22 protein-coding genes and 1 riboswitch are annotated in these 24,755 nt (G+C 64.6%); of the genes, 17 read left to right on the forward strand and 5 right to left on the reverse strand.

Features of this window, described 5'->3' with window-relative positions; translation table 11 throughout:
- Positions 1-4: 4 nt before the first annotated feature.
- Complete coding sequence (locus tag JF515_RS16400) at positions 5-1,189, reverse strand: citrate/2-methylcitrate synthase (protein WP_203105542.1); 1,185 nt, start codon at positions 1,187-1,189, stop codon at positions 5-7.
- A 179-nt stretch (positions 1,190-1,368) separates the two neighbouring features.
- Between JF515_RS16400 and JF515_RS16405 the strand changes: the two genes are divergently transcribed.
- The 8 genes from JF515_RS16405 to JF515_RS16440 all read left to right on the forward strand — a co-directional run bounded on the left by JF515_RS16405 (position 1,369) and on the right by JF515_RS16440 (position 10,373).
- Positions 1,369-2,658: a CitMHS family transporter gene (locus tag JF515_RS16405; protein WP_203105543.1), complete on the forward strand. Its 1,290-nt coding sequence runs from the start codon at positions 1,369-1,371 to the stop codon at positions 2,656-2,658.
- A 99-nt stretch (positions 2,659-2,757) separates the two neighbouring features.
- A complete protein-coding gene (locus JF515_RS16410) occupies positions 2,758-4,143 on the forward strand; it encodes an OprD family outer membrane porin (RefSeq protein WP_238401129.1) in 1,386 nt (461 codons plus the stop codon).
- 48 nt (positions 4,144-4,191) lie between these two features.
- Positions 4,192-5,208, forward strand: a complete 1,017-nt coding sequence (locus tag JF515_RS16415) for a phosphoglycerate dehydrogenase (RefSeq protein ID WP_203105545.1) — start codon at positions 4,192-4,194, stop codon at positions 5,206-5,208.
- 20 nt (positions 5,209-5,228) lie between these two features.
- Positions 5,229-6,644: an acyclic terpene utilization AtuA family protein gene (locus JF515_RS16420; RefSeq protein ID WP_238401130.1), complete on the forward strand. Its 1,416-nt coding sequence runs from the start codon at positions 5,229-5,231 to the stop codon at positions 6,642-6,644.
- Positions 6,637-6,945: a DUF4387 domain-containing protein gene (locus tag JF515_RS16425; protein WP_338015240.1), complete on the forward strand. Its 309-nt coding sequence runs from the start codon at positions 6,637-6,639 to the stop codon at positions 6,943-6,945. Before JF515_RS16420 ends, JF515_RS16425 begins: the two co-directional genes overlap by 8 nt.
- A 131-nt stretch (positions 6,946-7,076) precedes the next feature.
- Positions 7,077-8,036, forward strand: coding sequence for a calcium/sodium antiporter (locus JF515_RS16430; protein WP_203105547.1), 960 nt, complete (start codon positions 7,077-7,079; stop codon positions 8,034-8,036).
- Positions 8,037-8,073: 37 nt separating this feature from the next.
- Positions 8,074-9,444 carry an MmgE/PrpD family protein gene (locus JF515_RS16435; protein ID WP_203105548.1) on the forward strand — a complete coding sequence of 457 codons (1,371 nt, stop codon included), beginning with the start codon at positions 8,074-8,076 and terminating at the stop codon, positions 9,442-9,444.
- Positions 9,441-10,373 carry an alpha/beta hydrolase fold domain-containing protein gene (locus tag JF515_RS16440; RefSeq protein WP_203105549.1) on the forward strand — a complete coding sequence of 311 codons (933 nt, stop codon included), beginning with the start codon at positions 9,441-9,443 and terminating at the stop codon, positions 10,371-10,373. The genes JF515_RS16435 and JF515_RS16440 overlap by 4 nt, the downstream gene beginning before the upstream one ends.
- 108 nt (positions 10,374-10,481) lie before the next feature.
- Here JF515_RS16440 and metF read toward each other — a convergent pair whose 3' ends face one another.
- The 4 genes from metF to JF515_RS16460 all read right to left on the reverse strand — a co-directional run bounded on the left by metF (position 10,482) and on the right by JF515_RS16460 (position 15,180).
- Positions 10,482-11,309, reverse strand: a complete 828-nt coding sequence (gene metF / locus JF515_RS16445; RefSeq protein ID WP_203105550.1) for a methylenetetrahydrofolate reductase [NAD(P)H] — start codon at positions 11,307-11,309, stop codon at positions 10,482-10,484.
- 106 nt (positions 11,310-11,415) lie between these two features.
- Positions 11,416-12,804, reverse strand: a complete 1,389-nt coding sequence (gene ahcY / locus JF515_RS16450; protein ID WP_203105551.1) for an adenosylhomocysteinase — start codon at positions 12,802-12,804, stop codon at positions 11,416-11,418.
- A 20-nt stretch (positions 12,805-12,824) separates the two neighbouring features.
- Positions 12,825-12,902, reverse strand: a riboswitch (S-adenosyl-L-homocysteine riboswitch).
- 113 nt (positions 12,903-13,015) lie between these two features.
- The gene (gene metK, locus JF515_RS16455; RefSeq protein WP_203105552.1) at positions 13,016-14,164 is read right to left on the reverse strand and encodes a methionine adenosyltransferase; all 1,149 of its coding nucleotides are present in this window, start codon (positions 14,162-14,164) and stop codon (positions 13,016-13,018) included.
- 32 nt (positions 14,165-14,196) lie between these two features.
- Positions 14,197-15,180 carry an ArsR/SmtB family transcription factor gene (locus JF515_RS16460; protein ID WP_203105553.1) on the reverse strand — a complete coding sequence of 328 codons (984 nt, stop codon included), beginning with the start codon at positions 15,178-15,180 and terminating at the stop codon, positions 14,197-14,199.
- A 273-nt stretch (positions 15,181-15,453) separates the two neighbouring features.
- Between JF515_RS16460 and tkt the strand changes: the two genes are divergently transcribed.
- From tkt to JF515_RS16505, 9 genes are all read left to right on the forward strand, one after another.
- On the forward strand, positions 15,454-17,460 hold the full coding sequence (gene tkt / locus JF515_RS16465; protein WP_203105554.1) for a transketolase: 2,007 nt from the start codon (positions 15,454-15,456) through the stop codon (positions 17,458-17,460).
- A 91-nt stretch (positions 17,461-17,551) separates the two neighbouring features.
- Positions 17,552-18,577: a type I glyceraldehyde-3-phosphate dehydrogenase gene (locus tag JF515_RS16470; protein WP_203105555.1), complete on the forward strand. Its 1,026-nt coding sequence runs from the start codon at positions 17,552-17,554 to the stop codon at positions 18,575-18,577.
- 97 nt (positions 18,578-18,674) lie between these two features.
- Positions 18,675-19,838, forward strand: coding sequence for a phosphoglycerate kinase (locus JF515_RS16475; protein WP_203105556.1), 1,164 nt, complete (start codon positions 18,675-18,677; stop codon positions 19,836-19,838).
- Between the two features lie 136 nt (positions 19,839-19,974).
- Positions 19,975-21,039 carry a class II fructose-bisphosphate aldolase gene (gene fba / locus JF515_RS16480; protein ID WP_203105557.1) on the forward strand — a complete coding sequence of 355 codons (1,065 nt, stop codon included), beginning with the start codon at positions 19,975-19,977 and terminating at the stop codon, positions 21,037-21,039.
- Positions 21,040-21,204: 165 nt separating this feature from the next.
- Complete coding sequence (locus tag JF515_RS16485) at positions 21,205-21,855, forward strand: TetR/AcrR family transcriptional regulator (RefSeq protein ID WP_203105558.1); 651 nt, start codon at positions 21,205-21,207, stop codon at positions 21,853-21,855.
- A gap of 156 nt (positions 21,856-22,011) precedes the next feature.
- Positions 22,012-22,401, forward strand: a complete 390-nt coding sequence (locus JF515_RS16490) for a hypothetical protein (RefSeq protein WP_203105559.1) — start codon at positions 22,012-22,014, stop codon at positions 22,399-22,401.
- A gap of 502 nt (positions 22,402-22,903) precedes the next feature.
- Positions 22,904-23,857, forward strand: a complete 954-nt coding sequence (locus JF515_RS16495) for an alpha/beta hydrolase (protein WP_203105560.1) — start codon at positions 22,904-22,906, stop codon at positions 23,855-23,857.
- 62 nt (positions 23,858-23,919) lie between these two features.
- Positions 23,920-24,213, forward strand: coding sequence for a hypothetical protein (locus JF515_RS16500; RefSeq protein WP_203105561.1), 294 nt, complete (start codon positions 23,920-23,922; stop codon positions 24,211-24,213).
- Positions 24,214-24,322: 109 nt separating this feature from the next.
- Positions 24,323-24,718, forward strand: coding sequence for a hypothetical protein (locus JF515_RS16505; RefSeq protein WP_203105562.1), 396 nt, complete (start codon positions 24,323-24,325; stop codon positions 24,716-24,718).
- The last annotated feature ends 37 nt before the right edge of the window (positions 24,719-24,755 follow it).

The following is a 24,755-nucleotide window of genomic DNA, read 5'->3' on the forward strand; positions in this document are numbered from 1 at the left end:
CGCCCTACGGCAGCTTGCCCACGTAGTTGGCGCGCTGCCGGGACACCGGCTGCTGGCATTGCTCGCTGGCATGGGCGATCCAGCCGATGGCGCGGGCGATGCCGGCCAGGGCCAGCTCCTGGCCGGCCAGGTTGCATTTGCGCCCCACGAAACTGGCCAGCAGCACGAACTCAGGCGGCTTTTGCACCAGCTCATCCGCCACCTCGGTGGCTTTCATCAGATTCTGGAATTCCGAATCGGATTCGAACAGCGCCGTGAGCGCCTTCATCAGGTTCGCCACCCGTGGATCCTTGACCTTGTGGGTGGAGTGATTGAAACCGGGGATCTCTCCATTCTGGCTGAAATACTGCAGCACCGGCGGGGTCGGGTCCTTGGCGGTGCAGATTTCCGTGAGCAGACGGTTGGCGGCCTGGTGCCGGGCGTACGCCGTCCGCCGGCCCTGATAGGTGGTCAGCCCGGCGATGGCCGCGTAGTAGGGCGTCACGCCGGTGCGCGCGGCGGCCCGCACGCTGTAGGTGCAGTGGTCGAACTCATGATCGATGAACAGCACCAGCAGGCGCCGGATCATATCCTCGTAGGCCGGGTCCAGCCCCAGCTCGCGGGTCAGGAATTGGTGCAGCGGCGAGGCGTCCGGCACGCCCCGGCCGGCGATCAGCGAGGCCAGAATGCGCACCACGTCGGCGCCGGTGCGGGCGTAGGCGTCCGGCGACAGATCGAAGGCGCGGGGATTCTCCCGCTCGACCAGGGGAAACAGCGCGATGGCCTTTTCCGACACGGTCATGTCCCGGTACAGCTCAAGCAATGGCTTGGTGGCCTTCGGCATGGTCGGCAGCGAATCGGAGAACGCCCCCGGTGACTGCCAGATCAGCTCCGCGGCCTCCTCGACGGAGGCCGAATCGGCCAGCTCCGTGGCGCTGACGCCACGGTAGTAGACGCCGTTGTCCGTGAGCAGGGTGATGGCGCTGCTTTGTATTCCCAGGTCCAGTGCGGGCTGCCGTTCGGTTCGCGGTCGGCGTTCCCCGTTGCTCAGTGCCTCGATATCCGCCGCCCAGTAGCGCCGTTTTCTTGATCCCTCGACTTTCACCGAGCGAATGCCTTTGCGGCTTACGTAAGCGTAGAGCGTGGGCAGGCTCACGCCGAGCATGCCGGCGGCCTCCTCGGCCGTCAGATAGAGATGATCATCACTCACGGAAATCGATCCTGGTTGTTCGCGAACGGGACGTCGGTGTATTGGAGCATAGGTGAATATTTACTGTAAATATGCACATAAAAAATCAAGATTTACTTGATTATAGTCAATGTGTACGGTTCTGCCTTGATCGCCCCGGGGCGGTTCGCGTTATTCGGAAAATAAAAAAGGAAAGCGATATGGCTTGGATTGGTTTCGGTATGGTCATCACCTTCATGACGCTGATCATGACCAAGCGGTTGTCCGCCGTGGTGGCCCTTATTCTTGTCCCGGTGATTTTCGGCCTGTTCGCCGGCCTGGGCGGCGACATGGGCGGCATGGTCATGGAGGGGATGCGCAAGGTGGCGCCCATCGCCATCATGCTGGTGTTCGCGATTCTGCTGTTCTCGATCATGTATGACGCCGGCCTGTTCGAGCCGTTGGTCAAATCGATTACCCGGTTCGCCGGTCACGACCCGCTGCGCATCGCGCTGGCCACGGCGTTCCTCGGCGCCGCCACTTCCTTCGATGGCGACGGCACCAGTACGGTATTGATCGTGGTGACGGCCATGCTACCGGTCTATCTGCGCATCGGCATGAATCCGCTGATCATCGCGCTGCTTCTGCTGCTCACCAACACGATGATCAACATCATTCCCTGGGGTGGCCCCACCGCCCGGGTGGCCAGTGCCCTCCACCTGGATGTGATGGATATTTTCGTCGGGCTGATCCCGGCCGCCTTGCTGGGCCTGGTGTACGCCACCGGCGTGGCCTGGTGGCTGGGGCTGAGGGAGCGCAAGCGGCTCGGCTGGGAACCGGACAAGGACATGCTGGCCACCGACAATGGCGCGGACGTGCCGGAAATCGATAACCGCCATCAGCGCCCGAAACTGGTGTGGGTCAATCTGTTCCTGATGCTCGGCATGGCCGGTGCCATGGGCACCGGCGTGGCGCCGCTGCCGGTGGTGATGGTGGTCACCTTCGCGCTGGCTCTGCTGATCAACTATCCGCGCCTGGCGGAACAGAAGGCGCGTATCGCCGCCCACGCGGAAAACGCCGTTACCGTGGCCACGCTGATTTTCTCCGCCGGCGTGTTCACCGGCATTCTCACGGGCTCGGGCATGGTGGACGCCATGTCGCAGGCGTTCGTGGCGATCATTCCCGACGCCGCCGGCGAGTACATGGCGCCGATCACGGCGTTCGCTTCCTTGCCGTTCACCTTCTTCGTGTCCAACGACGCCTATTTCTTTGGCATCGTGCCGATCCTCGCCTCGGCCGGGGCGGAGTACGGCGTCGATCCGATCCATATCGCACGCGCCTCCATGCTGGGCCAACCGGTGCATGCGTTGAGTCCGTTGATCGCGCCCATTTATGTAATCGGCGGCCTATTGAACAAGGAGGTGGGGGAACTGCAACGTTTCGCGCTTCTTCCCGCGATCGGCGCGTCCCTGGTCTTTATTGCCGGAGCCTTCCTGACCGGCGCTATTTAAAGAAAAACAGCAAATAAAAAAACGGGTCCGCATCCGGCTTCGCCAGGGTGCACGGGGCCCCTCTGTCCAAAATAAGTATAAGAGGTAACCGAAATGAAGATGAAAAACGCAATGGCGGCGGCGCTGGTGATCGGCGCGCCCACCCAGGTGATGGCGGTGAGCATCAATGACTATGACCGCACCGGCAACGACGGTGAACTGAATGTGTACATGCGCGCGGTGCATATCGATACCCGCATCGAGAACGATCTGATGGACGATCTGTTCGGCGGCATCCCGATCGGCGAACGGTTGGGCGGCACCGCCCTGGGCGTGGTCACCGATTACGAATCCCGCTACTGGATGGACAGCATCGGCTTCGATGCATCCCTGTACGGCGTCGCCAAGATCGATGCGCGACCGGAAGACCGCGACCTGTTCGACGATACCTCCGGCGACAGCAAGAGCTTCGGCAAGCTGGGCCAGGCCAACCTGAAATTCCGCCACGGCGGCGAGCACTGGCTGGCCGCCTTCCAGGCGGGCCGGGGCCGGTTCGACGCTGGCACCGTGGTCACCAAGGACACCCGGGCGGTACCGGGTAGTTACCAGGGCGCACGCGGGCAAATGCGCTTCGAGGGCCTGGACATCGGCCCCCTGCCCGGCGTGCTCAGCCTGGATGCCGCCTACATCAATCGCACCTCGCCCCGGGACCGGGAAGACTTCGAAAAGATCGTCAGTGAGTCCGGGGAAGAGATCACCGACATCAAGACCTTCGGCGTGGAATACGACGCCCGTCTGATCGCGCTCAAGTTCGCCCGTGGCGTGGCCCGGGACTTTAACCGCAACACCAGCTACGGCCTGACCCTGCGCGCGTCCATTGGCGAGGACGGCGGCGTCCTCCTGGAAACCCAGTACTACGACTTCCAGAAAGAAGGTGAACTCTGGGACCACGACTGGGCCAGCGGCGACGCGGCCTACGATGACGACGCCAACTGGCTGAACGTGAACCTGGGCGTGGAAATCGCGCGCTGGGGGCTGGGTCTGTCCTACTCCAAATCCGAGGCGGAACTCAGTAACGGCATGCTCGGCTACGCCTACTTCGACCACGGCGACAACGCCGATGGCCTGATGGACGCCTGGACCCGCTCCGGCAACGACTTCAACAACGATGGCGAGGAAGCCTGGCAGATCGGCGTTCAGTATGACTTCAGCGGCCATTCCCTGGGGCGTATCCCGCTGGATGGCGTCAACGCCATGGCGATCTTCAAACGCGGTGAATTCGATGCCACCAACCCGCTGTCCGGTGTCAGCAGCGAGGTGGAAGAAAAGCAACTGGAGTACCGCTTGAACTACCGCTTCGACGAACCGGAGCACGAGGGCGTCTCCGTGGGCCTGATTTACACCCGCTACTGGATCAATGAGGACTTCGTGGCGCTGGTCTCCGCGCAGCCGGACAACGTGCTGAACGGTGAGGAGCTGCGCGTGTACGTGGATTACGCGTTCTGACATGGGCGAAACGAAAGGAAAAAGTGAACCTTGAACGGTGAACCCAACATGGTGGATGAAAGAAAGTCGGTGGTGGTGACGCAGAAATTCTTCGACGGGGAAACTATCCGGTTCCTCGAGGAAAACGGCTGCGATGTTACCGTGGCCCGTTTCCCGGAGGGCGTCACCGACGCCACCGCCGGCGAGGCGGAGTTGATCGCTCTGCTCGCCGAGGCGGACGCCTGGATCGTCGGGCACGCCCAGGTGACCTTGAGCCTGCTGCAGGCGCTGCCGCGCCTGAAGATCGTGGCGCGGCGGGGTGTCGGCTACGAGAAAGTGGATCTCGATGCCGCCCGGCAAACCGGCAAGGTGGTGACCATCGCCGCCGGTGGCAACGAGGAAAGCGTGGCGGACCGCACCCTGGCATTGATGCTGGGCGTGGCCCACCGGCTGCGCGAATCGCAGCAGCAACTGATCGACGGGCCGGGCGCGATTTTGCTTGGTCACGATCTCCACGCGCGCACGGTGGGCATCATCGGCTTGGGGCGCATCGCCCGCAACGTGGTGCGCAGGCTGAAGGCGTTCGACGCCACCGTGCTGGTCCACACGCCGCGACCGGACCCGGCCTACGCGGATGCCATGGGCGTCGAGTACGTGGATCTGGACACCCTGCTCGAGCGCGCCGATTTCGTCTCCCTTCATGCGCCGTTCAAGCCGGAAACAAAGCACCTCATCAACGCCGGGCGGTTGGCCCTGATGAAACCGGACGCCTTTCTGATCAATACCGGTCGTGGCGGCCTGGTCGATGACCGGGCCCTGCTGGCCGCGTTGCAAGAGGAGCGGTTGGGCGGGGCCGGATTGGATGTGTTTGAAAGTGAAGCCAACCCGGCACTCGCGGATGTCACCCGGGAACTGGTGCGACGGCCGGACGTGGTCGCCACGCCCCACTCCGGCGCGTCCACCCACGAGGGACTGCGGCGTACCAATCAGGTGGCGGCCCGTTGCGTGGTGTCCGTGTTGAACGACCAAGAGCCCCCGTCCGGTTGCCTGATCGTGGGCCACTCCCGGCTCCGGCCCGTTTATTGAAAGGTAAAGAGGATGCTTTTATGAGACAGGATTCAGAAGACACTATTAAGATCATCGTGCCGTGTGGTTCTCTTGGGGCCGGCGTGCGTGAGGAGGAGGTCGCGCGGGGGTTCCGCCTCGGCGCCCAGGCCATCGCCACCGATGCCGGGTCCACCGATAGCGGCGCCGCCTATCTGGCGATGGGCAAATCAAAAAACAGCCGGGGCGCCGTGAAGCGGGATCTGCGAATCCTGATGACGGCGCAGGCGGAGCATGGCGTGCCGTTGATCGTGGGCACGTGCGGCCAGGCCGGCGGCGATCTGAATCTGGCCTGGACCCGGGACATCGTGTTGGAAGTGGCCCGGGAACTCGGGCTTGCCCCGCGCATCGCGCTGATCCACTGCGAGCAGGATAAAGCAACGCTCAAGCGGCTGAACGGCGAAGGCCGCATCACGCCGCTGCCGCCGCTGGGTGATCTGCAAGACGAAACCGTGGACCAGTGCGAGCATATCGTCGCCGCCCTGGGCGTTGAGCCCTTCGTCGAGGCTCTTGACCAGGGCGCGGACATTATCCTCGCCGGGCGCGCCACCGATACCGCGGTGATCGCCGCCTTCCCGATCTGGAAAGGTGCTCCCTGGGGCCCGGCCTGGCATGCGGGAAAGATCGCTGAATGTGGCGTGCAGTGCGCGGAGAACTCCACCGGGGGGGCGGGCGTCCTGCTTTGTATCGACTCGGCGGGATTCGAGGTGGAGCCGTTGGACCCGGGCAACCGCTGTACCCCCAACAGCGTGTCCGGCCACATGCTCTATGAGAATACCGACCCTTTCCGCCTGACCGAGCCCGGCGGCATTCTGAACGTGACCGATGCGGAGTACCGCTCAGTGGATGAGCGCCGGGTCCGGGTCACCGGCTCCCGCTGGGAAAACCAGCCCTACACCATGAAGCTGGAGGGCGCCGCCGCCGGTGCTTACCAGACCATCATGCTGGTCGGTATCCAGGATCCGGATGTGCTGGAGGACATCGACGGCTTCCATGATCGCCTTCTGGCGGCGCTGAATGAGCGCACCCGGCAGTGTATTCCGGAGGACGAGCTGGGCGAATTCCATATCTCCCTGCGTATGTATGGCTGGAACGCGGTTACCGGAGTGACGCCGCCCCCGAGCACGGCCACGCCGCCGGAGCTGGGGATGCTGTTCGTCGCCACGGCGGCCACTCAGGATCTGGCGAACACCATCGCCCACGCCTGCAACCCCTACTTCTTCCATTACCCGAGCATCATGGGCAAGGAGTTGCCGTCCTACGGCTTCGCGTTTTCGCCGGCGGACATCCCTTGCGGCCGCATCTATGAGTTCAAACTCAATCATGTCGTCCAGCTGGATGACCCGTTCGAGCTGGTCACCACCGAGTGGGTTGGCGTGGGCGATGCCAACGAATCCGAGGAGAAAGCGCGTGCCTAAACTGCGTGAAGTATGTCGTCATGTTCGGTCGAAGCAGGCGGGTCCTTTCTGGATCACTTTCGATATCTACTTCGACAGCCGGGAGAGCTTTGACCTTTATCACCAGAGCCCGGCGCTTTCCGTGGAGCGGTTCGCCAGCCTCTACGGCGCCGATCCGGCCTTGGTGAAGCGTATCCCGGTACCGCAACTGAGCATGGTGAAGATTTCCTACCCCCGGCTGACGCCCCAGGGCGGCATGGTGGAGCGGGACATGCATGCCGGCCAGCAGTACGCGCGGCTACTGGATGTTCCGCTCGATTAAGCGATGTGCCGACCTTATGTGCATCACGGTCCCCACATAAGGCATTGCTCGCCCGTCGTTGGGCGGGCGCGTGCTCTCCGGGCGGAGAGCACGCGCCCTTTTTTTCGTAACCATTCGCTCCGGCTTTTGTCATGCTTCTCTCCTGGTTGGCATTGATCCTGGGTCTGGCGATATTGGTCTGGAGCGCCGACCGCTTCATCGATAGCGCCTCCCTGTGCGCGCGCCGACTCGGCGTGCCGCCCCTGTTTATCGGCATCATCATCGTCGGCTTCGGTACCTCGGCGCCGGAGTTGGTGGTGTCCGCCATCGCCGCTTCGCAAAACAGCCCCGAGCTGGCGCTGGGCAATGCGTTCGGTTCCAACATTGCCAACGTTGGCCTGGTGTTGGGGCTGGCGGCGTTGGTCCGGCCGATCCATTCCCGCTCGCCGGTGATTCGGCGGGAAATTCTTCTCCTGCTCGGCGTCAGCCTGCTGGCCGGCGGGTTACTGCTCGACGGCGAGTTGGGGCGCGGTGACGCGCTCGTTCTTCTCGCCGCCTTCGTGGTGTTGCTGGCCTGGTCGGTGAAGAAGAGTTTCAGTGGCGGTCCTTCCGCCGATGATCCCCCCGGCAATGAAGCCGGCGCGGGCACCGGCGCCGCCCTGGTCTGGCTGCTGGTCAGCCTGGTTCTGTTACTGGCCTCATCCAGGTTACTGGTCTGGGGCGCGGTTCAAATCGCCCTGTCCCTGGGCATCAGCGAACTGATCATCGGGCTCACGGTGGTGGCCCTGGGCACGTCCCTGCCGGAACTGGCCAGCGTCATCGCGGCGGCGCGCAAAGGCGAGCACGACCTGGCGCTTGGCAACATTGTTGGTTCCGGCCTGTTCAACACCCTGGCGGTGGTCGGCCTGGCCGGCGTGATCACGCCCTTCCCGGTGGCCGATGGGCTGCTGTACCGGGATTGGCCGGTGATGGTCGCGCTGGTGGTGATGCTGCAATTGCTGGCCCTGATCGGTGGAGCCCGAGGGCTGCGCCTGAGCCGGTGGGTGGGGGCGCTGCTTCTGGCCATCTACGTGGGCTATCTGGGCTGGCTGAACGCCGGGCTGGGCCTTTGATCGCGATTCGTCATCTCTTTCTATCGGAGTAAACCCCATGACCCTTGCAAGACGCCTCGCCCTCTACGCCCGGGATTTTCCAGTGACGGACATTCCCGAACCGATACGCGCCATTGCGCGCAGCCGTTTTCTGGATAGCCTGGCATGCGTGTTGGGCGCCTACGGTGCCGCGCCGGTAAACGCCGCGGTGGCCCATGCTTCGTCGGTGCCCGGTGTCTGTGGCGTGTTCGGGTCGGCGCGGAAGAGCACGCCGGAGGCCGCCGCCTTCGCCAACGGCGTGATGGTACGCTTCCTGGATTACAACGACGGCTACATGGGTCTGGAGCCGGGCCACCCCAGCGACAACATTCCCGCCTGCCTGGCGGTGGCCCAGGCGGAACGGGCCGGTGGCGAGGAGCTGATCGCCGCCATTGTGCTGGCCTACGAAATCCAGATGCGTCTTCAGGACGCCGCCAGCCTGAACAAGAAGGGCTGGGACCACGTGAACTACATCAACGTGGCCACGGCAGCGGCGGTTGGCAAACTGATGAAGCTGGAGCCGGACGCCATCGAGCAGGCCATCAATATCTCGCTCAGCGGGCATCTGGCCCTGCGCCAGGTGCGCTCCGGCAACCTGTCGGACTGGAAGGGCTGTTCCGCCGCCAACGCCGCCCGCAACGCGATCTTCTCGGCGCAACTGGCGCGCCACGGCATGACCGGCCCGGCGCCGGTGTTTGAAGGGGAAATGGGCTTCGAAAACCAGGTCACCGGTGCATTGAATCTGGACGTGGACCGCTTCGGCACCCTGGAGAACGGAGACTTCGCCATCCGCCGCTCGCTGACCAAGACCTTCCCCACCAACGGCGAGTTGCATACCGCCGTGTGGGCCGCCCTCGATCTGCGTGAGCGGGTCGGTGACCTGGCCGGGATCGAGGCGATTCGCATCGAGACCTCCGAATTCAACCGGCGGGTGCTGGCGGACGGTGCCGACAAATGGCGCCCGCGCACCCGGGAAACCGCCGACCACAGCCTGCCCTACAACGTGGCCCGCGCGTTGCTGGACGGGGACATCACCCTGGATTCCTATACCCCGGCTAAGATCGCCGATCCGGCGGCGGCGGCGCTCATGGACCGGACCACGGTGACCGTGGACCCGGCGCTCACCGCGCTGTTTCCCAAGCATCTGGCTAACCGGGTGATCGTGACGCTGGACTCCGGGGAGCACCTGGTCAGTGAGGTGATCAGCGGGCCCGGTTCCGTGGAGACGCCCATGACCGAGGCCGACTTCGAGCGCAAGTTCCGCAAGATGGCGGCGCCACATCTCACCGAGGAGGCGCAAGACGCGGTGCTCCGGTTCGTCGCCGATCTGGGCCGACAGCCCGGGTATGAGGCGCTCTTCGACGCCATGGCCGGGGCGGTGTCTTCGTGAGCGGGGCCGTGCATCCTCAGGTGGCGAGGGTCGCCGCGTTGTTGCGCGGCGCCGGCCTGGTGCCACGGGAAGGCGCGGACATCGAAACCGTGCGGGCGGATCTGGAACGCCTCGCCGCGTTTGCCTCGGCGGACAGCGTGCCGCTGCCCGGGGAGCGCCTGCTGTCGGTGCCGGGTCCGGGCCGCGCGGTGCCCTGCAAGCTTTACCCGCCCGAGGACGGGGCGCCGCCGGGTCTGCTGCTTTATTGCCACGGTGGCGGCTTCCGCCATGGCACCCTGGCCGGCTGGGACGCGCCCCTGCGCCAACTGGTGCGCGACAGCGGCCTGGCGGTGCTGTCGATCGAGTACGCTCTGGCGCCGGAGTATCCGTTCCCGGCGGCGTTCGAAGAGGTGGTGGCGGTGGCCAGCCAGGTCATGGCCGAGGGCGGCGTGGCCGGGCTGAGCGTGGCCCGATTCGCGCTGGGCGGCGATTCCGCCGGTGCCAATCTGGCGCTGGCGGCGGCCTTGGCTCTGCGCGATGCCGGAGTGGAGCCCCTGGCCTATCTTCTGCTGTTCTACGGCGTTTATGCGAAGGAGACCGATTCGGCGTCCTGGCGTTTGGGTGGCGTTGGCGGGCAGGGGTTGTCGGCGGCGTCCATGCGCGAGTATTGGCGCACCTATCTGCCGGACGATGACAGCGACTGGCGCGTGCAGCCGCTGCATGGGGATCTGCGCGGGCTGCCGGCCACTCGGTTGGTGGTGGGTGAACTGGACCCGTTGCTGGATCAGAACCGGGCCCTTCACGGTGAACTGGAAAACGCCGGCGTGGCCTCGGAACTGGTGGTGGCGCCCGGGCTGATCCACGGCGTGCTGCGCTTCAATGAGCTGGCGTCGGTGGTGCGGGATCTGATTGCCGAGGAAGCGCGGGCGCTGGCCCGCTTTTTCCGTTAGCGGCGGGGGCCACACCGAGACGCTTCGAGGTGGCGTCCCGCGCGGCTCCGCAGGGTAGAGATTTTGTAGGAGCGACTGGGCGGCACTCCGCTTCAGCCGCCTTGTTCTTCAAAGGCCGAGGTTGTCGAGGATGCGCAGAATCGGCGCGGCCTGGTTCATGGTGTAGAAGTGCAGGCCCGGCGCCCCCATGGCGAGCAGCCGTTCGCACAGGCGGGTCACCACTTCCTCGCCAAAGGCTTTCACCGCCGCTTCGTCATCCTGCAGGTCGGTGAGCCGGCCACGCAGCCAGCGCGGAATATCGGCGCCGCAGTTGTCCGAGAAACGGAACAGGTTGGCCACGTTGAGGATCGGCATGATGCCCGGGTACACCGGCGCCTCGCAGCCCCGGCGGCGCAGCTCGTCCATGTAGTAGCCGTAGGCGTCCGCGTTGTAGAAGTACTGGGTGATGCCGCTGTCGGCGCCGGCATCGATCTTGCGCTTGAAGTGCCCGATGTCGTCATCGAAGCTGCGCGATTGCGGGTGGTTCTCCGGATAGGCAGCCACTTCCAGGGTGAAGTGATCGCCGGTTTCCTCTCGAATCAGCGCCACCAGTTCATCGGCGTACTTCACCTCGCTCTGGGCATAGCCCATGCCCGAAGGCAGGTCGCCGCGCAGTGCCACGATGCGGGTGACGCCTTTTTCCTTGTAGCCATTCACCAGCTCCATGATTTCGTCACGGCTTTGGCCGATGCAGCTCAGATGCGGCGCGGTGTCGGCGTGCTGCTCGCGCAGCAGGTCCACCATCTGCCGGGTGTTGTCCCGGGTGGAACCGCCGGCGCCGAAGGTGCAGGAGAAGAATTCCGGCTTCTTCACCAGCAGTTTTTTCTGGGTGTTCAGCAGTTTTTCCCGGCCCTGTTCGGTCTTGGGCGGGAAAAACTCAAAGCTGATGCGTTTCATTTATGCCTCGCGTTGCGAGGCGCTTGACGCTTGACGCTTGACGCCGGACGCCCGCTCGCGAGGCGAGCGCAAAGCGTCCGGCGTCCGGCGTCCGGCGTCCGGCGCCTTAATACTTGTAGTGGTCGGGCTTGAACGGGCCGTCGGTGCTGACACCGATGTAGTCGGCCTGCTCCTGGGTGAGTTTGGTGATCACGCCACCGAAGCCCTGCACCATGTACTGGGCCACTTCCTCGTCGAGATGCTTGGGCAGCACTTCCACCTTGAGCATTTTTTCCTTCACGGTGTCGGAATGGCCGGCGTAGCCCTGGTCGAACAGGTACATCTGCGCCAGTACCTGGTTGGCGAAGGAGCCGTCCATGATGCGGCTCGGGTGGCCGGTGGCGTTGCCCAGGTTGACCAGGCGACCCTCGGAGAGCAGCAGCAGGAAGTCGGCGTTCTTCTTGTCGCGCCACACTTTATGCACCTGGGGTTTCACTTCTTCCCATTCCCAGGTGTCGCGCATGAAGGCGGTGTCCACTTCGTTGTCGAAGTGGCCGATGTTGCAGACCACCGCGCCTTTCTTCAGTGCCTTGAGCATGTTGGCGTCGCACACGTTCAGGTTGCCGGTGGTGGTCACCAGCAGGTCGGTGTTGCCCAGCAGTGCCTTGTCCACGGACGCTTCACTGCCGTCGTTGATGCCGTTCTTGTAGGTACTGACCACTTCGAAGCCGTCCATGCACGCCTGCATGGCGCAGATCGGGTCAATCTCGGTGATCTTCACGATCATGCCTTCCTGGCGCAGGGACTGGGCGGAGCCCTTGCCCACGTCACCATAGCCCACCACCAGCGCTTTCTTGCCGGACAGCAGGTGGTCGGTGGCGCGCTTGATGGCGTCGTTGAGCGAGTGGCGGCAACCGTATTTGTTGTCGTTCTTGCTCTTGGTGACCGAGTCGTTCACGTTCACCGCCGGCACTTTCAGGGTGCCTTTTTTCAGCATGTCGTAGAGACGGTGCACGCCGGTGGTGGTTTCCTCGGTGATGCCGTGAATCTTGTCCAGCATTTCCGGGTAGGTGTCGTGGATGTAGGCGGTCAGGTCGCCGCCGTCGTCCAGGATCATGTTGGCGTCCCACAGATTGCCGTCACCGTCGCGGCAGGTCTGTTCGATGCACCACATGTACTCTTCCTCGGTCTCGCCCTTCCAGGCGAACACCGGCACGCCGGCGGCGGCGATGGCGGCGGCGGCATGGTCCTGGGTGGAGAAGATGTTGCAGGAGGACCAGCGCACTTCCGCGCCCAGGGCCTTGAGGGTTTCGATCAGCACCGCGGTCTGGATCGTCATGTGGATGCAGCCGATGATGCGGGCGCCTTTCAGCGGCTGTTCGGCACGGTATTTTTCCCGGATCGCCATCAGGGCGGGCATCTCGGTTTCCGCGATTTCGATTTCCGAGCGGCCCCATTTGGCCAGGGAAATATCCGCGACTTTGTAGTCCTGCAACGCGTCTGCTTTTGCGTTCATTGCTTTCTCCATTCGTGGTTAGCGAATGGGCGCCGTTGTTCGTTTCGACCCCGTTTCATCGAGCCTCGCGGATGTCCGCTGCAGCGCCCCTCGATGACGATGGGGGATAAGGTTCTTGTAGGAGCGACTTTAGTCGCGATCAGCGCTGTGCGCGGCCGGTGTTTCGCGGCTGAAGCCGCTCCTACGGAGGTTTTGATTTACGTTTCCTGGCTTAAAGCGCCGCTTTCAGCGCCTCGGCCTTGTCGGTGTTTTCCCAGCTGAAGCCTTCCCGGCCGAAGTGGCCGTAGCTGGCGGTGGGCCGGTAGATCGGCCGGCGCAGGTCGAGCATTTCGATGATGCCGCGCGGGCGCAGGTCGAAGTGTTCGCGTACCAGCGCCACGATCTGCTCGTCGGAGATCTTGCCGGTGCCGAAGGTGTTCACCGAGATCGAGGTGGGTTCGGCCACGCCGATGGCATAGCTCACCTGAATCTCGCACTTGCTGGCCAGGCCGGCGGCGACGATGTTCTTGGCCACGTAGCGACCGGCGTAGGCCGCGGAACGGTCCACCTTGGACGGGTCCTTGCCGGAGAAGGCGCCGCCGCCGTGGCGGGCCATGCCGCCGTAGGTGTCGACGATGATCTTGCGGCCGGTGAGCCCGCAGTCGCCCATCGGGCCGCCGATCACGAAATTACCGGTGGGGTTGATATGATAGAGCGTCTTGTCGTGCAGCCACTCGGCGGGCAGCACCGGCTTGATGATCTCTTCCATCACCGCTTCGCGCAGTTCCGGCAGTTTGATGTCCGGGGAATGCTGGGTGGACAGCACCACCGCGTCCACCGCCACCGGCTTGCCGTTTTCGTAGCGCAGGGTCACCTGGCTCTTGGCGTCCGGGCGCAGCCAGCCCAGGCGGCCGTTCTTGCGCAGTTCCGCCTGGCGCTCCACCAGCCGGTGGGAGAAATAGATCGGGGCCGGCATCAGGGTGTCGGTCTCGTCGGTGGCGTAGCCGAACATCAGGCCCTGGTCACCGGCGCCCTGCTCCTTGTCTTCCGCTTCGTCCACGCCCATGGCGATGTCCGCGGATTGTTTGCCGATGCCGTTGAGCACCGCGCAGCTGGCGCCGTCGAAGCCCACATCGGAGCTGTTGTAGCCGATGTCCAGGATCACCTGACGGACGATGTCTTCCAGTTCCACGTAGGTGTTGGTCCGGACCTCGCCGGCGACGATCGCCATGCCGGTTTTGACCAGCGTCTCCACCGCCACGCGGGCGTGGGGGTCATCGGCGATGATGGCGTCCAGCACCGCGTCCGAGATCTGGTCGGCCATTTTGTCCGGATGGCCTTCGGAGACCGACTCGGAGGTAAAGATGGAATACTCACTCATTGTGGGGTCTCCCGTGATTTAACTGGTAACTGTCAACTGCTCTTTTCAAAGCTTCTTACCTGTACCTGAAACCCGTTACGCATGGCCAGGAACAGGCTCTCGCGCAACACCAGCCCGGACCGGCCGGCCCAGGCCACCAGATCGGCTTCGTCGAAGCCGAGCCAGAAATCGCCGCAGGCGTCCACCGCCCAGCGTTGATCGTGACGGCATAAATCAGTGACCACCAGCACGCCGCCGCCGTTCAGTTGCGCCGCTGCCGCCTTGAGGGCGCTGGCCGGCGAGGGCAGGTGGTGCAGCACCATATTGAGCACCACCGCGTCCACCGAGGGTAAACTCTCGCCCTCCTGGGGCCACTCGCCGGCCACCAGGGTCACATTGTTCAGTTTTGCCTCGCGCACACGGCGCCGGGCCAGAGCCAGCATGGCCTCGCTGTTGTCCAGCGCGAGCACCTGCTCGAAACGGGCCGCCAGGGGCGTCAGAAAGCGACCGTCGCCGGGGCCGATTTCCAGGGCGCGCCGCGCCGGCGCCCCGGCCAGGGCCCGGTCGAGCAGCTCACAGGCCTGCTCGGCGTACTGATCGTACTCGGCGATCAGTTCCTGCTGGCGCGGCAGGTCGTCGGCGTGGCGGGCGAAAAACGCCCGGCTCTGCGCCGCCCGCTGGGCCTGCACCCCGGCCAGCCGTTTGGCGGTGCCGGTGTCCAGCAGGGTCTCGTCCAGTTCCTCGAACAAGGCGCCGTGGAGCTTCTCCGTGGGCGCCTGGGGCGGCGGCAGCCGCCGCCGGTAGAAGATCGAGTTGCCCTCGCGGCGCTTCTCCACCAGCCCGGCCTGGGCCAGCACCTTGAGGTGATGACTCATGCCGGACTGCTTCATGGCCATGATCTCGCACAGCTCCAGCACGCCGAAGCTGTTCTGCCCCAGTACCCGCAGCACCTCCAGACGCAACGGATCGCCCGCTGCCTTGAGGAAGGCGGCCAGGGTGTCCAGGGGCTGTTCCAGCGGTGCCGCATCGGTGGTCATAAAGCGCGATTCTAAAGGAAGCGGAAGTCTGCATCAAAGTTTATTGATATAGGTGGCTGGCACGCATCACGCAGCACGCTTACACGCAAACCCCGGGGCGGAGAGAGTTGGTGTGTTTTCCGGGGCGGTTTGAGCGCAGCGAAAGCCGACCAGCTTGCCGGCGTGCCAGCGTGTTGCGTGCCAGCGCCTTGCAGGGTTTGCCCCCATCCCGGGCTTCGGCGACAATAGCGCCCCCTTTTTCAGCGCTGCCCAAAAATCACCCAGGAGACGTGCATGTCCTCTGCTCCCGCCACCCGTGATCTCGCCAACGCCATTCGTGCGCTCAGCATGGACGCGGTCCAGAAAGCCAACAGCGGCCACCCCGGCGCGCCCATGGGTATGGCCGATATCGCCGAGGTCCTGTGGCGCGGCTTCATGAAGCACAACCCGGACAACCCGCACTGGGCCGACCGTGATCGCTTCGTGCTCTCCAACGGGCATGGCTCCATGCTGCTCTACAGCCTGCTGCACCTGACCGGCTATGGCGTCAGCCTGGATGACATCAAGAACTTCCGCCAGCTCGGCAGCCCCACCGCCGGCCACCCGGAATACGGCGACGCGCCGGGCATCGAGACCACCACCGGCCCCCTGGGGCAGGGCATCGCCAACGCCGTGGGCATGGCCCTGGCGGAGAAAGTGCTGGCGGCCCAGTTCAACCGGGACGGCCACGACATCGTCGACCACCACACTTACTGCTTCCTGGGTGATGGTTGCATGATGGAGGGTATTTCCCATGAAGTGTCCTCCCTGGCGGGCACCCTGGGCCTGGGCAAGCTGATCGCCTTCTATGACGACAACGGCATCTCCATCGACGGCGAGGTGGAAGGCTGGTTCACCGACGACACCGTGGAACGCTTCCGCGCCTACGGCTGGCACGTAATCCCCAATGTGGACGGCCACAGCGCCCAGGAAGTGAAGCTGGCCATCGAGAACGCCCGCAAGAACACCGACCAGCCCACCCTGATCTGCTGCAAGACGGTGATCGGCTTCGGCAGCCCCAACAAGCAGGGCAAGGAAGATTCCCACGGCGCCGCCCTGGGCGAGGAAGAAGTGGCCCTGACCCGGGATGCCCTGGGTTGGCACCATCCTCCCTTCGAGGTACCGGACGAGATCTACCAGGCCTGGGACGCCCGTGCCCAGGGCGCCAAGGTGGAAGCCGACTGGCAGGCCCGGTTCGATGCCTACAAGGCCGAGCACCCGGAGCTGGCGGCGGAGTTCGAGCGTCGCCTGGCCGGCGAGCTGCCGGACGGCTTCGAGCAGCGCGCCAACGACTTCATCGCCGAATGCCAGAAGGCCGGCGATAAAGTAGCCAGCCGCAAGGCCAGCCAGAATACCCTGGACGCCTTCGGCCCCCTGCTGCCGGAGCTCACCGGTGGCTCCGCCGACCTGGGTGGTTCCAACAACACCGTGTGGAAGGGCTGCAAGTCGATCACCGCCGGTGACGCCAGCGGCAACTACATCCATTACGGCGTGCGTGAATTCGGCATGACGGCGATCATGAACGGCCTGTGCCTGCACGGCGGCGTGCGCCCCTACGGCGGCACCTTCCTGACCTTCATGGAATACGCCCGCAACGCGGTGCGCATGGCGGCCTTGATGCACCAGCCCAACATTCTGGTCTACACCCACGATTCCATCGGCCTGGGCGAGGATGGCCCCACCCACCAGCCTGTCGAGCAGCTCGCCAACCTGCGCATGACGCCGAACCTGAGCACCTGGCGGCCCTGCGACACGGTGGAAACCGCGGTGGCCTGGAAGCACGCCGTGACCCGCACCGACGGCCCCAGCGCGCTGATCTTCTCCCGTCAGGGCTTGCCCTGCATGGAGCGCGACGACACCGTGCTGGGCAACGTGGCCAAGGGCGGTTACACCCTGCTGCAGACCGGCGAAGGTCAGCCCGAGGCGATCATCATCGCCACCGGCTCCGAGGTGGAGCTGGCGGTGAACGCCGCCCGCGAGCTGGGCAATCAGGGCAAGAACGTGCGCGTGGTGTCCATGCCCAGCGTCGACACCTTCCTGGCGCAGAGCGCCGACTACCAGGAACAGGTGCTGCCCTCGGCGGTGCGTGCCCGGGTGGCGGTGGAGGCGGCCATCGTCGACTACTGGTACCGCTTCGTGGGCCTGGACGGCAAGGTGGTGGGCATGCACGGCTATGGCGCCTCGGCCCCGGCCGGCGAGCTGTACAAACATTTTGGTATCACCGCCGATGCGGTCCGCGAAGCGGTGGAGAGCTTGCTTTGAATAAAAGCCGGACGCCAGACGCCGGACGCCAGACGCTGAAAAGCGCGGTATTTGGCGTCCGGCGTCCGGCGTCAAGCGTCGAGCGTTTTTCATGAAGATCGCGATCAACGGTTATGGCCGCATCGGCCGCTCCTTCGTTCGCGCGCTCGCGGAGCGCGAGGCGGCGGGCCGCCCCGCGCCCGTGACGCTGGTGGCGATCAATGATCTGGGCCGCGCCGAGGACCTGCTCTACCTGACCCGCTACGACACCACCCACGGTCGTCTCGACGCGCCGGTGGCTCTGGAGGGCGGCTGCCTGCGCATCGGCGGGCAGGCGCCCCGGTTGTTCAGCGAGGCGCGGCCCGAGGACCTGCCCTGGGGTGAGCTGGGGGTGGACGTGGTGCTCGAATGCTCCGGCCATTTTCGCGGCCACGGCGACGCGGCGCGGCATCTGAGCGCCGGCGCCGGCCGGGTGATCATCGGCGCGGTGCCGTTCGACCGCGCCGACCAGACCATCGTCTACGGCGTCAATGACGGCGACCTGGACCCGGACAGCCGGGTACTGTCCGCGGCCTCCTGCACCACCCATTGCGTGGCGCCGGTGCTGGCGGCCCTGGACCGGGAATTCGGTGTGCGCCAGGCCCTGATGAAGGAAATCCACGCCTACACCTCGGACCAGACCCTGCTCGATCACGTGCATCGTGATCCGCGCCGGGGCCGGGCCGGGGCGCAGAACATCATTCCCACCACCAGCAGCGCCATCAAGGCGGTGCAGGCGGTGCTGCCGGCCTTGGAAGGGCGCATCGACGGCCACTCCATCCGTGTGCCCACGCTTAACGTGGCCATGGTGGCGTTGACCCTGCTGCTTGAGCGCACCCCGGACGCCGGCGACCTGAACCCCTGGTTAAGGCGCCTGTCCCAGGAACAACCGGCGCTGATTGGCTACAATGACGAGCCTCTGGTGAGCGCGGACTTCAACCATCGGCCCGAGTCCGCCGTCGTTGACGCGACCCAGACACGGGTTCAGGGCGAAATGGTCCAGGTAGTGGCCTGGTACGACAACGAATGGGGCTACGCCAACCGCCTGCTCGATTGGGTGGCTTATATTGCCGCTGGCACGCAACACGCTTCACGCTGACACGCGGGAGCGCCGCCGGTGGCACGGGTTAAAGTTTTGGCGTGCAAGCGTGTTACGTGGAGCGTGCCAGCGTTTTTCCAACGAGGTAAGAGGAATCATGAATTTCAAACGCATGACCGACCTGGAACTGAAAGGCAAGCGGGTGCTGATCCGCGAGGACCTGAACGTGCCGGTCAAGGACGGCAAGGTGACCAGCGACGCCCGCATCCGCGCCTCGCTGCCGACCATCCAGCACGCCCTGGAGGCTGGTGCCCGTGTCATGCTGCTCTCGCACCTGGGCCGCCCCACCGAGGGTGAGTACGAGGAACAGTACTCGCTCAAGCCGGTGGCCGAGCACCTGGGTGGCCTGCTGGGCCGCGAGGTGCCCCTGGCCAAGGACTGGCTCGACGGTGTCGACGTGGCGGAAGGCCAGGTGGTGCTGTGCGAGAACGTGCGCTTCAACAAGGGCGAGAAGAAGGACGACGAGGCGCTCGCCAAAAAAATGGCGGCGCTGTGCGACATCTACGTGATGGACGCCTTCGGCACCGCCCACCGCGCCCAGGCCTCCACCCACGGCGTGGCCCGGTTCGCGCCGGTGGCCTGTGCCGGGCCGCTGCTGGCCAATGAACTGGATGCCCTCGGCAAGGCGCTGCTGGAACCGGCCAAGCCGCTGGTGGCCATCGTCGGCGGTTCCAAGGTGTCCACCAAGCTGGAGGTGCTCGACGCCCTGGCGGAGAAGGTCGATCAGTTGATCGTTGGTGGCGGCATCGCCAACACCTTCCTGGCCGCCGCCGGCCACCCGGTGGGCAAGTCCCTGTGCGAGAAGGATCTGATCCCGGCGGCGCGGAAGCTGGCCGAGAAAGTGCATATCCCGCTGCCGGTGGACGTGGTGGTGGCCAAGGAATTCGCCGAAACCGCCGAAGCCATCACCAAGACGGTGGACGAGGTGGCCGAGGACGACATGATCCTGGACGTGGGGCCGCAGACCGCCCACGTGTTCGCCGCCTTGATGAAGGAAGCGCGCACTATCGTCTGGAACGGCCCGGTGGGCGTGTTCGAATTCGACCAGTTCGGTGAAGGCACCAAGGAACTGGCGGAAGCCATCGCCGACAGCGAGGCATTTTCCATCGCCGGCGGCGGCGATACCCTGGCGGCGGTGGACAAGTACGGCATCGCCGATCGCATCAGTTATATTTCCACTGGCGGCGGCGCCTTCCTGGAATTCGTGGAAGGCAAGACCTTGCCGGCGGTGGCGATGCTCGAGCAGCGGGCAAAAGACTAGACGCCTGCACGCACCACGCTCCACGCCGGCACGCTTTGGCGTGTTGCGTGTTAGCGTGGTGCGTGTGGGCGGTAACGTATTGGACGAAGCGAAAGCGGTGTCAGTCACCGCAAACGGTTAACCGGAGAGAAATACCATGGCACTGATCAGCATGCGTCAACTGCTGGACCACGCCGCCGAGCACGGCTATGGCGTACCGGCGTTCAACGTGAACAACCTGGAACAGATGCGCGCCATCATGGAGGCCGCCGACCAGACCAATTCACCGGTGATCGTGCAGGCCAGCGCCGGTGCCCGCAAATACGCCGGGGCCCCCTTCCTGCGCCACCTGATCCTGGCGGCCACCGAGGAGTTTCCGCACATCCCGCTGGTGATGCACCAGGACCACGGCACCAGCCCCAGTGTTTGCCAGCGCTCCATTCAACTGGGCTTCTCCTCGGTGATGATGGACGGCTCCCTGGGCGAGGACGGCAAAACCCCCACCGAGTACGACTACAACGTGGAAGTGACCCGTCGCACCGTTGAAATGGCCCACGCCTGTGGCGTATCCGTGGAAGGCGAGCTGGGCTGCCTGGGTTCCCTGGAAACCGGCATGGCCGGCGAGGAAGACGGCATCGGCGCCGAGGGCAAGCTCGACCACGACAAGCTGCTCACCGATCCGGAGGAAGCCGCCGACTTCGTCAAGGCCACCGGCGTGGATGCCCTGGCCATCGCCATCGGCACCAGCCACGGCGCCTACAAGTTCACCCGGCCGCCCACCGGCGACATCCTCGCCATCGAGCGCATCAAGGAAATCCACGCCCGCATCCCGGACACTCACCTGGTGATGCACGGCTCCTCCTCGGTGCCCCAGGAATGGCTGAAGGTGATCAACGAATACGGCGGCGAGATTCCGGAAACCTACGGCGTGCCGGTGGAGGAAATCCAGGAAGGCATCAAGCACGGCGTGCGCAAGGTCAACGTGGATACCGACCTGCGGCTGGCCTCCACCGGCGCGGTGCGGCGCTTCCTGGCCCACAACAAGGCCGAGTTCGACCCGCGTAAATTCCTCAAGGAAACCGTGTCGGCCATGCGCGACATCTGTATCGCCCGTTACGAAGCCTTCGGCACCGCCGGCAACGCCGACAAGATCAAGCCGATCAGCCTGGAAAAGATGTACCAGCGCTACGAAACCGGCGAACTGGATCCCCGCGTCAAGTAGCCCCCACGGGCCCCCTCCCCAGGGGGCCAGGCCGCTGTAGGAGCGGCACGCCACCCGACCGCTCCTACAGCCGCGCCGATCTATCTGCTAAGCTCACCCCGTTACAAATTATAATGTTTGTTACTTGCCGTGCCTGTGCCGCGACGGCGAGATTGGGAGAGCATGATGAGCAACAAAGTCACCAACGACACGGGCAACGACCTGTGCGACGGCACGCCGGGCCAGCGCGGGCCGGCGGACCACGAACGCCGCGAACAGATCCTTTGCGTGGCCGACGATCTGTTCAAGGCCCACGGTTTCCGCAAGACCTCGGTCACCGACATCGCCCGGGAAATCGGCGTGTCCAGCGCCTACCTGTACCGTTTCTTCAACTCCAAGCAGGCCATCGGCGAGGCGGTCTGCGCCCGCGCTCTGCTGAGCATGGACAACGCCATCCGCGCCGTCGCCGCGCGCGACCAGCCCGCCACCCAGCGCCTGCGCGACATGCTGCGCACCCTGCTGGAAGAAGCCCTGCGATTGTTCCTGAGGGAGCGCCGCATGCACGACATCATCGTGGTGTCCATCGAGAACCAATGGGCGGTCACCGAGGAGCACAACCGGGTGGTCTACGAGACCATCGAGAAGATCGTCGCCGACGGTCGCGACAGTGGCGAGTTCGAACGTAAGACCCCGCTCGACGAGGTGTGCACCGCGATCCGCGTCACCGCCGCCGCCTACGCCCACCCGGTGTTGCTCAGCCGGCTCGGCGATCCCGAGGAGATGGAAGCCAAACTGACCGCGGTCACCAACCTGATCCTGCGCAGCCTGGCGCCCTGAGGCAACACCTATGGCGGCGATAGGTATTTGCTTCGCAAGTTACAAGTTGACAAATCTGTAACCTGTAACCATACTGGCAACCATCAAGCGTGGGAGGCCAAGTACAGCGAGCGGTCCCGCCACGCGCCGGAACGACCGAACAGCGAGGTTAGGACCATGAACAAAGCACTTATCCCGTTCGCCATTGCCGCCCTGAGCGCCGCCCCCCTGAGTGTTGCCCAGGCCGATGATTACCTGGCCCAGCGCCAGAACCTGGACAGCTTCGAGCAGATCCAGGCCTCTTATCAGGAAGCCGTGGCTCAGGGCCAGCGTGCCCGCGCCGCCGGCAACGATCAGGGCGCGCCCCGTGATTACCTGGCGCAGCGCCTCAACCAGGATCAGGCGCAGTTCATCGCCGCGGAATACCGTGACCTGGAAGCGCAGCAAGAGGTGGTGAAAGCCGAAGGCAACCCCGCCGGTGCCGGCCGCGATTACCTTAACGAACGTCAGAACCTGGATTCTCCCCAGCACATCTCCGAGGTGCTGAGTAATCTCGGACAGAGCTGATTCGGACTGCCTTGCGTCCCTCTGTTTTACCCCCCCTTGCCCCGGCCCCCCCGCCGGGGCTTTTTTTATCCAGCGCCGCCGACCGGAAAGCCCGGACCGCGCATTGCCGTCGCGATGAAGATGGCGCCGGGGCTGATCGCGACTGAAGTCGCTCCTACCGCACCATCCAACCTACGGAGCCGCGCATGACGCTACCTCGGAGCGCCTCGGCGTGGTCCCCCTTCCGGGACCCTGTCAAGCAGGATGTTTGACCGGGAGCCCCCATGGGTGAGGCAAGTGTGTTGCGAAGCACTGCTTCGCGCGCCGCCGAACGCCGCCCATCTGTGATGGGTGGCCGGACCCGCTTGCGGGGGTTCACGGCGTTCCCGGAAGGGGGACCACGCCGAGACGCGGCCCGGATGGAGGATCCTTCGTCCGCCGTTACCCCGAACCCGATGGACCTTTTTTTACCGCCACCGGGCGCCTATCATCGAATCCCGTTATCGAGAACGCCGCCGCTACCATGTCGTTACCGTTCAGCCGCGAAGAAATCCTGCAGCACTGGAAGCCCCTCAACTGGGAAGCCTTCGACCCGCTGGACGAGACCAGCCAGCGCTACGCGCACTATTACGGCATCGATTTCGACGCCCGCCTGCCGGAGCTGGAGCACGGCTTCGGCTATTTCGAAGCCGCCGGCCACACCATCAGCGTGCACGCCTGGCGGCCCGTCGCTCCGCGCGGCACGGTGCTGATCTGCCACGGCTACTTTGATCACGTCGGGTTGTACCGGCATGTCATCGGCCATGTGCTGCAGCTCGGCTACGCGGTGCTCGCCTACGATTTGCCCGGCCACGGCCTGAGCTCCGGCCCCCGGGCCGCCATCGACGATTTCCGCATTTACCGGGAAGTACTGGAACAATGCCTGTCCCTGGCCGAAAACCATCTGCCGCGTCCCTGGCACGTGATTGGCCAGAGCACGGGCGGCGCCATCGTCATGGACTACCTGCTGCACCATGGCTTCGACGCCGACAGCAGCCCCTTTGAGCAGATCATCCTGCTGGCGCCGCTGGTGCGGCCTTTCAAATGGGGCGTGGCGCGCTGGCTGCACACCCTGGTGCGGCCGTTCGCCCGCTCCATCAAACGGGTGTTCACGGTCAATTCCGGCGATCCGGACTTCCTCGATTTCCTGGAGAATAAGGACCCGCTCCAGGAACGCCGCCTGCCGGCTCGCTGGGTGACCGCCCTGAAACGCTGGATTCCCGGCTTCGAAGCCGCCGACCGGGTCAAGATCTCGCCGGTGGTGATCCAGGGCGACCAGGACGAAACCGTGGACTGGCGCCACAATCTGCAGGTGATTCGCAATAAATTCGAGGACCCGGAGATCCACATGCTGGCCGGCGCGCGCCATCATCTGGCCAATGAGCACGGTGACTACCGCCAGCGCATCTTCGCCCTGATCGACCGCTATCTGGCATGAACCCTTCGCGTCGTCGTGACTTCACGGCGACCACACTGACCGAAATGTCCGGGAGCCGGGCCATGAGAATGAAAGCACTGTTCACCACCCTGCTCGTCGCCACCGCGCTGGCCGGCCCGCCGGCCCGGGCGGTCGATGACGAGACACCGCCGGACAACCGCCCGCCCCGCCTGGAAACAAACCGTGACGCCACCGAGACCCTGCGCCAGCGTGGCCGGGACCAGGCAGGCGAGCACCGTCGTATCATGCGCGAGCGCATGGATCGCCTGGACAGCGACGCGCGCGATCGCAATGACCGGGTCAGAGAGCGCTCACAGCGTGCCTTCGACGGCTTCGGCGCGGGCGCCGATCGCTAAGCCGGGCCGCTATTTTGGGCGGTGCATTGTCACCACCCGGTCACTATACTGGTGGGGGATCGTTTGGACCCCGATCGATAGGGATCGAAAAATAACGAAGGAGAGAACCATGAAAAAAACCGTACTGATTTCCGCTTTGCTGGGCGTTTCCGGTGCTCTGATGGCACCCGCCGCCCTGGCACAGCAGACCAATGTTGATCGCCAGGAAAACATCAAGGAAGAGTATCAGAAGGCCATGGAGGCTCAGCGCGAGGCCAAGGAAAAGGGCATGTCCGACACCGGCACCGGCCCGGATTACTCCGAGGGCCGCAAGAAGCTCGACTCCGAAGGCAACATCAGCGAGGAATATCGCAAGGCCATGGAAGCCAAGCGTGAAGCCGCGGAGAAGAAGATGGACGGCGCTGAACGTAAATCCAAGGATTATCTGGAACAGCGCGAGAAGATCGACTCCAGCGATAACATCAAGGAGGAATACCGCAAGGCCATGGGCGAGGATAAAGACTGATTCGCCGGTCAGCGGTAACAGAAAAGGGGCCCCGAGG

The organism is Alloalcanivorax marinus, from assembly GCF_016785095.1.
Taxonomy (GTDB): Bacteria; Pseudomonadota; Gammaproteobacteria; order Pseudomonadales; family Alcanivoracaceae; genus Alloalcanivorax; species Alloalcanivorax marinus_A.

Excerpts from the sequence above, each read along its gene's own strand:
- JF515_RS16405 (WP_203105543.1), top strand. The coding sequence starts at position 1,369 with ATGGCTTGGATTGGTTTCGGTATGGTCATCACCTTCATGACGCTGATC.
- JF515_RS16410 (WP_238401129.1), top strand. The coding sequence starts at position 2,758 with ATGAAAAACGCAATGGCGGCGGCGCTGGTGATCGGCGCGCCCACCCAG.
- JF515_RS16415 (WP_203105545.1), top strand. The coding sequence starts at position 4,192 with ATGGTGGATGAAAGAAAGTCGGTGGTGGTGACGCAGAAATTCTTCGAC.
- JF515_RS16420 (WP_238401130.1), top strand. The coding sequence starts at position 5,229 with ATGAGACAGGATTCAGAAGACACTATTAAGATCATCGTGCCGTGTGGT.
- JF515_RS16430 (WP_203105547.1), top strand. The coding sequence starts at position 7,077 with ATGCTTCTCTCCTGGTTGGCATTGATCCTGGGTCTGGCGATATTGGTC.
- JF515_RS16435 (WP_203105548.1), top strand. The coding sequence starts at position 8,074 with ATGACCCTTGCAAGACGCCTCGCCCTCTACGCCCGGGATTTTCCAGTG.
- metF (WP_203105550.1), bottom strand. The coding sequence starts at position 11,309 with ATGAAACGCATCAGCTTTGAGTTTTTCCCGCCCAAGACCGAACAGGGC.
- ahcY (WP_203105551.1), bottom strand. The coding sequence starts at position 12,804 with ATGAACGCAAAAGCAGACGCGTTGCAGGACTACAAAGTCGCGGATATT.
- metK (WP_203105552.1), bottom strand. The coding sequence starts at position 14,164 with ATGAGTGAGTATTCCATCTTTACCTCCGAGTCGGTCTCCGAAGGCCAT.
- JF515_RS16460 (WP_203105553.1), bottom strand. The coding sequence starts at position 15,180 with ATGACCACCGATGCGGCACCGCTGGAACAGCCCCTGGACACCCTGGCC.
- tkt (WP_203105554.1), top strand. The coding sequence starts at position 15,454 with ATGTCCTCTGCTCCCGCCACCCGTGATCTCGCCAACGCCATTCGTGCG.
- JF515_RS16470 (WP_203105555.1), top strand. The coding sequence starts at position 17,552 with ATGAAGATCGCGATCAACGGTTATGGCCGCATCGGCCGCTCCTTCGTT.
- JF515_RS16475 (WP_203105556.1), top strand. The coding sequence starts at position 18,675 with ATGAATTTCAAACGCATGACCGACCTGGAACTGAAAGGCAAGCGGGTG.
- fba (WP_203105557.1), top strand. The coding sequence starts at position 19,975 with ATGGCACTGATCAGCATGCGTCAACTGCTGGACCACGCCGCCGAGCAC.
- JF515_RS16485 (WP_203105558.1), top strand. The coding sequence starts at position 21,205 with ATGAGCAACAAAGTCACCAACGACACGGGCAACGACCTGTGCGACGGC.
- JF515_RS16490 (WP_203105559.1), top strand. The coding sequence starts at position 22,012 with ATGAACAAAGCACTTATCCCGTTCGCCATTGCCGCCCTGAGCGCCGCC.
- JF515_RS16495 (WP_203105560.1), top strand. The coding sequence starts at position 22,904 with ATGTCGTTACCGTTCAGCCGCGAAGAAATCCTGCAGCACTGGAAGCCC.
- JF515_RS16500 (WP_203105561.1), top strand. The coding sequence starts at position 23,920 with ATGAGAATGAAAGCACTGTTCACCACCCTGCTCGTCGCCACCGCGCTG.
- JF515_RS16505 (WP_203105562.1), top strand. The coding sequence starts at position 24,323 with ATGAAAAAAACCGTACTGATTTCCGCTTTGCTGGGCGTTTCCGGTGCT.